We start from the raw sequence: 8423 nt of genomic DNA, 5'->3' as shown, positions 1-8423 counted from the left end.
TCAAGCGTCAGCGTTCCGCCATATTGCGCCACGAGGTCCGAGACGATCGAGAGGCCGAGCCCCGAGCCCGGTTTGGTTTCGTCCAGGCGCTTGCCGCGCTTCAGCGCCTCGCGCCGTGCTTCGTCCGGAATGCCCGGGCCGTCATCCTCGATGATCAGCGCGAAACGCTCCGCGCCTTCGACGCTTGCAGCGCTGCGAATGCTGACCTGTACCCGCTCGCGGGCCCACTTCATGGCGTTCTCGATCAGATTGCCGGACACTTCCTCAAAGTCCCCTTCCTCGCCGGCAAAGATGATCTCGCCATCAGGCATGTCGAGGCTGGTGCGCATGGATGGGTTGAGCTTCTCCATGACGCGTAGGAGACGCTCCATGGAAGGGCGCAGCGGCGTGCGGAACACCACACTATCACGCTGTGCCGCGATCCGAGCGCGCTGAAGATAGTTGTCGATCTGCTGGCGCATCGCGGTTGCCTGGTCGCCCAGCAACTGCCCCTGCTCCGTGCCCATGGACCGGCCTTCGTTCATGATCACGGCCAAGGGCGTTTTCAACGAATGGGCGAGATTGCCGACCTGCGTGCGCGCCCGCTCCACGATGCGGCGGTTGTTGTCGATCAGCGCATTGGTTTCATGAACCAGCGGCTCGATCTCAGGCGGGAAAGACCCTTCCAGCCGCTGCGCCGATCCTTCGCGCACCTTCGACAAGGCAGCCCGCACCTTAGCCAGCGGCCGCAAGCCGAAGATGATGGCGGCGGCGTTGAAGGCAACGGTGCCCAAACCGAACATGAAGAGATAGAAGTATAGCCGCTGCTCGAACTCGCCGATCTCGTCTTCGAGTTCGGTCAGGTTGCCCATGACGCGGAACCGCGCGATGCGGTTTTGGTCGTCAAGCACGAACTCGTTTTCGAACACCTTGACGCGCTCACCGGCCAAGCCGTTGGCGGCATAAGAGCGCTGGAACCGCCCGTCGAAGGGCACCTGCACCAGCGTCGGCGAATCGACATTGCCGCTGAAGGACAGCGAGCGCAAACGGCCGGTCAGGTTCTCCGAGATCGTCTCGACCGACCAGTACCAGCCGGAACGGGGAATGACGTAGCGCACGTCGCCAAGATCCGGCGAGCCTTGAAGGCGACCCTCATCGCTGACGCCAACCGCACCGATCAGATTGAACAGGTGCGCTGACAGAAGACTATCGAAGCTCCGTTCGCTCGCTTGCCGATAAAGCGCCGAGATCACCGTCGCGATTGCCACGAGCGACAGCACCGCCCACAGCGTCGAAAGCGCCAGAACGCGGATTGTCAGCGATCGCGGAAGGCGGATCATGCGCTGAAATCAGGCCGCCCGGCCGGGATCGCGCATCCGGTAGCCCATGCCACGCACCGTTTCGATCAGGTCCACGCCCATCTTGCGGCGGAGACGTCCGACGAAAACCTCGATCGTGTTGGAGTCACGGTCGAAATCTTGATCGTACAGATGCTCCACCAGTTCCGTACGCGACACGACTTCGCCGGTATGGTGCATGAGATAGGCCAGCAGGCGAAACTCGTGCGAGGTCAGCTTCAACGGCACGCCGTCGACATCCGCCTTGGATGCCTTGATGTCCAACCGCAGCGGGCCGCACGACAATTCGGACGAAGCATGGCCGGCCGCGCGGCGGATCAGCGCCCGCACACGCGCCAGCACTTCTTCGATATGGAAGGGCTTGGTGACGTAATCGTCGGCGCCCGCATCGATGCCCTGCACCTTGTCGCTCCAGCGGTCACGCGCTGTGAGAATGAGAACCGGCATCTTGCGACCCGCACGGCGCCAGCGTTCCATCACGCTGATGCCGTCCATCTGCGGCAGGCCGATATCCAGCACGACGGCGTCATAGGGTTCGGTATCGCCGAGGAAGTGTCCTTCCTCGCCATCATAGGCGCGATCGACCACATAGCCCGCATCGGACAATGCGTCGGACACTTGACGGTTCAAATCCTTGTCGTCCTCGACGACCAGTATGCGCATGCCCTCTCCCTCGAAAGGTCTGTGTCTGCCGTCCGGTTCAATCCTTGTCGGCAGGCACGATATATTCGGCGCGCCGCGGCCGGGCGCCGTCTTTTCCGGGAAGCAGGATCACGATACGGCAGATCTGCTTCCCGTCCTGAACGGCCGGCATGGCGCGTGCAAGCTGGCCGCCTTTGTCGGCCGCCAGCTTCACGCCAATCGCATAGCAATCATCGGCATAGGCTGTCGATGGCCAAGGTGTTGCCGCCAACGAGCCGAGCACGACGAGCGAAGCGAAGGTAAGAGCGCGTGTGAGCTTCATGATTCCCGTCGAGGAAAAACAGTGGGCCGGAGCGAAGATGGCGTGTGCGGGGGCAACGGCTCGTTGCCCGGCGATCGATCCGCATCCCGGATCCTTTCGCCTCGTCTTGCCGCCATCTGTTTCTCCACTTTCCTTGAGGTTATCGCAGGAGGGCTGAACGCGTCATGAACGTTTCCGTTGCCCGCTCAGCCCATCCCCAACAGCCCGGATCACTCAGCGAACCATCATGAGCCAGGCGCACTCAGCCGATCTTTTCCGTCGCCGACAAGCGGCTGAGGACAGCGATCACACCGCCAACCGCCGTCACGATCTGCAGCAAGGCTTCGCTCATCAGGGCCTGATCGCTTGCCCCGATCGACATGCCCATCAAACCGCCGACAGCCGCAGCCACCGTTACCAGCGACGCCCAGACCGTACGCGAGAGATACCAGGGTTTCGAGCTTTCCATTGCGAACTCCTTCCGTTTGTTCATCACAAAAGTGCGAAATCAGCCTGCGCCGGAAGCCCGGCACCGACCGCTGCGCTGATCTGGCGGACCGTGACCCGAAGCAGTGCCGGCACGCTTCCGAAGTCGCCGACCGCTTGGTCACGAGTGTAGACAAAGGCAGCCGAGCCGAGCGAAACGCGGCGCTTCAGCCCTCCCGCACCGTCCGCAATCTCGACCTCGTAAGCTTCCGCCGCCTCTCCCAAGGGGATGTCGCTGGCCGCCCAATCATCCGCATCCATCCGGCCGCGCCGGATCCAAGAGAACCGCCATCCATCAGCCTTCGCCGAACAGCGAAGATGAACCGGCGCGAGCGGAAGCCGCGACCGCTGGCCGCCAACCAGGCTTTGAGTCGCAAACAGCGCATCCGAGATGGCGTAGCCGGTCGGCCCAACCCGCCATTGCCGCTCCAAACCTAGCTCGCCCGAGCGCAAACCAGCCGGCTTCACTCGGTCATCAAGCAGCACGAATCTCTGCCCGGACGAAGCGCCGGCTCCCATCGCGTCTTCGGTTCCGAGTTGAGCCCGCAGCAAATCACGCAGCTGCCAGCGACCGGCCGAAACCTCTTCGGCCTTGCTGAACTGCACGATCTCCCAGATGCCATTGTCCGCCTGCACCGCCGCCGTGCCGCCGCCATTCAGCATCTGCGCGGTGGATTGGCTGGCCAACGACCCCGCCAGCAGCGACACCTCGATCCGATTGGCATGATCAAGCCGACCGACAACGCCAGGCTTCAGCGGCTCCACCAACTCGCCAATCACTGCTGGCGCAGCAACCAGCCCGCGCTCGCTGAACCCGCTTTCTTCCGGCGAGGCCATCACGGCCAGCGTCTTCCAAGGCTTGGCATAGGCCGCGATCCGCAGCTGGTTTTCAGGCAAGGTTTCGCCCGGCAGCATCGGCAGATCCAGCAGCACCACGAAGGGCGCGCCCGCCACGGGTTGCGTGATGACGGTCTCGATCGGCTTCTGCACCCGCCACGGCGAGGCCGGCACGCGGCGGATCTGCTTGGCGCGCAGACTGCGCTTCGCTCCCGCTTCCACGCTGGTCACCAGATACTCGATCCCCGGCTTGTCCTCCGGCAGTCGAATAACTGTACCCGGCTGAAGATCAATCGCGCCGTTGGGAACGGCAAAAGCTACCTCTTCCCGCCCAGCCCAAAAATCCCGCAACCGATCCGCCGCCAGCGCCGCCGCATTCGCGGGTTCCAGCACCACCGGCATCGCCAAAGCCTGTTGCCGCGTTTCCCCCTGCCGGGGATCGACACTGCGCACCGTTCCCGCCTGGTAATCCGCAAACGGATCACGGAACGCCAGCGTCAGCTCGGTCGGCAACTCGCCATCCGGCACACGGCTCGTTTCGATGACGCCGCCACTTTCCTCGATAACGAGATCCGTGACCTCGATCGCAGCCGCCGTGCTTTGCCCGCCAAACCGCAAGCGCTCGCCGTCGTCGCGCACGCCCAACCCGAACAGGTTCACGATCGGCTCCAGCGCCGCCCGCGCCGTCCCGGGCTCTTCCACGATAAAGCCGGGAACCGACCCATCGACGCCAGATGTATCCGCCGCCGGCAGCCCATGATCGGCAAGCACCGCGGCGATCAGATCCGCCACAGTCACCGTGTTCAAGCGCCCGTTCAGCCAATGCCCAAGCAGCCAGTTGCTGCCATCGGCCCAGACGTCGCCTCGCACGGGAAAAGCCGGGAAAGGCCGCGCATCCCAAGCCCAGAGATAAACACGCTCGGCATCCACCATCCGCCCGCCATAAACAGGCGAAACGGGATTGTCGGTGTCGCGAAAGCCGGCAACATCAGGATCCCACTGCGCCTGATGCGCCTGGAGAAAGTTCTGCTGCGCAACATCCGAGCGGCCGCCGGTCGAATAATAGGGCAGGCCATTTTCCGTCGACTTCGGATCAGGAAACACATTCGGCTGGTTCGGCCCCTTGTCCGCCGCCGAACAGCCCAGCTCGGTAAACCAGATCGGCTTCGAGCACGGCACCCACGCGGTCGCCTGCGCCGCCTCCACGCCACCCGCCCGATCATGATGCGGGTTGTCCCACCAGTTCTTCAAATCCTTGAAGCGATAAACCCATGGCCTACCGTAAGCGCCATCGGTGATCGGCGTGCGCTTGCGGGCGTGGCGGTCATCCAGACTGGCATAATACCAGTCATACCCCTCGCCGCCCGCAATCTGACTGCGCAACCCGTCCGGGTCATAGGAACTGCCGAACCCGTCCGGATTGCCGCCGCTGGCATCCGCATCGCGCCAGTCGGATAGCGGCATGTAGTTGTCGACGCCGACCGCATCGATGGCCGGATGCGCCCAAAGCGGGTCGAGGTTGTAGAGGATGTCGCCGGTTCCGGCCGGCTGGTGCCCGAAATATTCGCTCCAGTCCGCCCCGTAGCTGATCTTCGTATCAGGCCCGAGGATCGCCCGCACATCCTCCGCCAGGCGCATCAGCGCCCTTACAAACGGAAAGCCCCCCATCTCGTCGCGCACCGACGTCAGCCCACGCAGCTCGGAGCCGATCAGAAACGCCTCGACCCCACCCGCCGCCTTCGCCAGATGCGCGAAATGCAGAAGGAAACGCCGATAGCTCCACTCATCCGCCCCACCAGTGAAGCGAACCGTATCCGCCTCCGCCCGAAACGCCTCGCGCCCCGCTTCCCCAACAAACGCCGCGATCTGCGCTCCAGCCGCCGCACTTCCCTGCACCGTCCCCGCCTGATCCGGCGCCGGATGACAGCTAATCCGCCCGCGCCAGGGGTAAGCCGGCTGCCCCACCCCGCCATGCGGGTTCGGCAGCGCATTGCCTTCCGCCACATCCATCATGATGAACGGATAAAGCGTCACCTTCAGCCCGCGCGATTTGATCTCGCGGATCGCCTCCATCACTGACCGGTCCGACGGCGCACCGCCATAAGCCGCATGCCCGTCATGGCGCGAAACCTCGGCCGCATCCGCCCGCTCCAGCCCCGACACGCGCCACGGCTGCGACTGACCACCCGCCGTGTTCTGCGTCACCATCGGCCGGATCGTGCAGTCACCAGCGCGCAGATCTTTGCCGAACCAGGTCGCCACCAGCCCGATATGTTCGAGCCTTGGACACAGCGCCTGCAACTCGTCCAGCGCGGCAACCAGATCGCTGCCGGCATGCAGCACATGCCGGTTCAGCGCTTCCGTTTCGCCCGGCCGATGCTTCAGAGTCACCAAGGACGGCGACAGCCCGTATTCCGTCGAACCGGGAATCAGCGTCACCGCCCTGATATTGGCGCTCAAGCCGCCAACCGCCCGCATCACCTCGAACGAGAATTGCGGCACGCGATTGCCATAGTCGGCGAGCGGAAAGCGCTCGAACACGACGTAAGCCGTGCCGCGGTAAGACGGCGCATTTCCGGCGCCCTGCTTGGCCTCGATCAGGTGATCGGGCTCCTGAGCGTCATCGCCGCGATACCAGCGAATTTCATAGCGCGTCTGGTCGAGCTCGCGCCCATCCGCCCAGATTCTTCGCACGCCCGCGATCGGTCCTTCACAAAGCGCAAACGCCAGATTGGCAAAATAGGTGTAGCTGGTGACCTTCGGCCCGCCCTTCGCGCCCGCGCGCTCGGAGGTCGTTTCCTCCTCGAACAGCGTCGCCCAGATCAGCGTCCCGTTCACCCGCACGCTGCCGTAAACGCGTGGCAAAGCCGCCCCATCCTCGGCCGTAAATGGGCGCGGATCGTTGAGGCGCGGACCTTCGAGCCGCCGCGTGCCGTTGATGACGGCCTGATCCACGGCATAGCCCGCCAAGGCACCCGCCGCACGGCCCACAACCGCTCCGACAGGCCCCAGCATGCCGCCGAGAAACGCCCCGGCCGCCTGCAAAACGATCGTCGCCATGGAAACCTCAGCTGTTCAGTTCGGGAAAGGCAAACACGCCGGCAATCCGGCGCTTCCAATGCGAGCCCAACGGCGAAACCAGCACCGCATGCCCCTCATAGGCGTGGATCATGCGGGTCTCGCCGACCGCGATTGCACAATGCTTGGCCGGCAGGTCCGGCTGCCAGCGAAACAGGATCAGATCGCCCGCCGCCATCGCTTCTACCGACTTCTCCCGGCAATGCCGCCGCGCCGCGTCCATCAGCGGATCACCGCCGCCCGCTTCCGCCCAATCGGCTGCATAAGCGCCCGGCTGCTCGGGAACGGTGCCATAAACCCCGTCCCACACGCCCATGATGAGCCCGAGACAGTCGCACCCCACCGCGCGATGTCATTGCCTCGGCTACAATCCGTTCGCCTGATACCCCCTTGGTCATGGCACAATTGGCGCGCCGTCGAAGACGACGCCGTCCGTGACATAGCCGTAAGCCGCATCATTGCCAGGCAGATGCGGAAAGCCGCGGAAATTGGCGCTGTTGCCAAACTTCGCCTTGCAGGTCGCAAACAGCTTGTCGCAACCCACTTCCACCGTGAACGAGTCGCCCGGCGCGGAAACAATCGTGCCGTCGCGCCAAAGCACCAGCCGCACGCCATCCAGCCGCCTTGCATGGTCCAGCACCTGCTCCGTCCGCCCGGCATTGGCACCGGATGTCCAGGTTAGCCGCCCGTGCGAAAACCACCCGGCCTCCGCTTCGTTCAACCCGGAAACCAGCACCGCATCGCGCCCCTCGATCTCCACCACGGCTCCGCTGGCATGAAAATCCGGCCGGTCCAGCGCCACTTTGCATCGGCGATCGCCCAGCACCGCGTCGCATTCCCTGCGAATGTAGCGGCCATTCACGCGATCGAGGCTTTCCGTCGGGCTCAGCAACTCCGCCGTAAACTGCCCGTCCTGCCGCGTGATCTTGCCGATCACCGCCTTGCGCAGCAGCGTCCATTGGCCGGGATCGCTCCAGTTCACCAGCAGCGTTTCGACGCCCGCGCCATCAAACACGCCCGCCGCGATCTCCTCGTCCGAAATGTCGAGCGAAGACAGCGCGCCGTCGATATCCACCGTGTCGGTGCTCAGACCCAGCCGGTCGCGCGCCTCACTCGCCAAGAACCCGCTTTCCGGCTGAAACACAGTGCCATCCACCACCAGCCGCTCGTCATGATCGGTATAGCCGGCGACCGTCCCGTCGCGCCGCGTCACACGCCAGCAATGGCACAAAGTCGTCGTCGCGCCCTGGAGATGCGCGCGAAACTCTTGGCTCACACTCATGCACTCACCTCGATCAGGGGAATGGAAGGGATTTGCCCGGCCTTGAAGGCGGTTAGGCTGATGGCGATGCGCTCGGTGTCGAAGCGCACCGGCACATGAAACTCGAAGCCGGCCGTCACCACCGCGCCCTCCGTCGGCGCATGCACCAGCGTCACCAACCCCGTTGCGGCATCCACTGCAAAGCGGTTCGCGGCCAGCTCCGCGCCCGCCACCGCCACGCGCACGCTTGATGCCAGCACCTTGCGGATCGGCCGGACATAAGCGTCCTCGCCAACCCCATAGGTCTTCGCCAAGGGGAACTCCCGCGCCACACCGTCCCCGGTGCCAACCCGCTGGTCCCGCGCCCCGACCGTCCCATCCGGCCGGCACGACTTCATGTCGAACGGATCGCGAAAGCGGAACCCGTGCAGCGACCCGCGCCGCGCCTCGAAGAAGTCCATGATCTCGTAGAGGTCACTCA

Annotated in this window: 8 protein-coding genes; all 8 read right to left on the bottom strand. The window is 64.4% G+C overall.

The window, feature by feature from the left end:
- Positions 1 to 1319, bottom strand: a 1319-nt coding sequence (locus RTX98_RS01340; RefSeq protein ID WP_312794051.1) for an ATP-binding protein, incomplete at its 3' end; no start/stop codon positions are given.
- A 9-nt stretch (positions 1320 to 1328) separates the two neighbouring features.
- Positions 1329 to 2000 (bottom strand): response regulator transcription factor, encoded by a 672-nt coding sequence (locus RTX98_RS01335; RefSeq protein WP_189501358.1) that lies wholly within the window; start codon positions 1998 to 2000, stop codon positions 1329 to 1331.
- A 37-nt stretch (positions 2001 to 2037) separates the two neighbouring features.
- Complete coding sequence (locus RTX98_RS01330; RefSeq protein ID WP_244641293.1) at positions 2038 to 2301, bottom strand: hypothetical protein; 264 nt, start codon at positions 2299 to 2301, stop codon at positions 2038 to 2040.
- A gap of 241 nt (positions 2302 to 2542) precedes the next feature.
- The gene (locus RTX98_RS01325) at positions 2543 to 2749 is read right to left on the bottom strand and encodes a hypothetical protein (protein ID WP_312794048.1); all 207 of its coding nucleotides are present in this window, start codon (positions 2747 to 2749) and stop codon (positions 2543 to 2545) included.
- 23 nt (positions 2750 to 2772) lie between these two features.
- Positions 2773 to 6663: a baseplate multidomain protein megatron gene (locus tag RTX98_RS01320; RefSeq protein WP_312794047.1), complete on the bottom strand. Its 3891-nt coding sequence runs from the start codon at positions 6661 to 6663 to the stop codon at positions 2773 to 2775.
- A gap of 7 nt (positions 6664 to 6670) precedes the next feature.
- Positions 6671 to 7024: an NlpC/P60 family protein gene (locus RTX98_RS01315; RefSeq protein WP_312794046.1), complete on the bottom strand. Its 354-nt coding sequence runs from the start codon at positions 7022 to 7024 to the stop codon at positions 6671 to 6673.
- Positions 7025 to 7075: 51 nt separating this feature from the next.
- Entirely contained in the window at positions 7076 to 7963 is an 888-nt protein-coding gene (locus RTX98_RS01310) for a DUF2163 domain-containing protein (RefSeq protein WP_312794045.1), read from the bottom strand.
- Positions 7960 to 8423 (bottom strand): DUF2460 domain-containing protein (locus RTX98_RS01305; RefSeq protein ID WP_312794043.1); only part of this gene is annotated, 464 nt, incomplete at its 5' end. The genes RTX98_RS01305 and RTX98_RS01310, both read right to left, overlap by 4 nt.

This window comes from Tianweitania sp. (assembly GCF_032053605.1).
Classification (GTDB): Bacteria; Pseudomonadota; Alphaproteobacteria; order Rhizobiales; family Rhizobiaceae; genus Tianweitania.
This window is presented reverse-complemented; position numbering and strand designations above follow the sequence as displayed.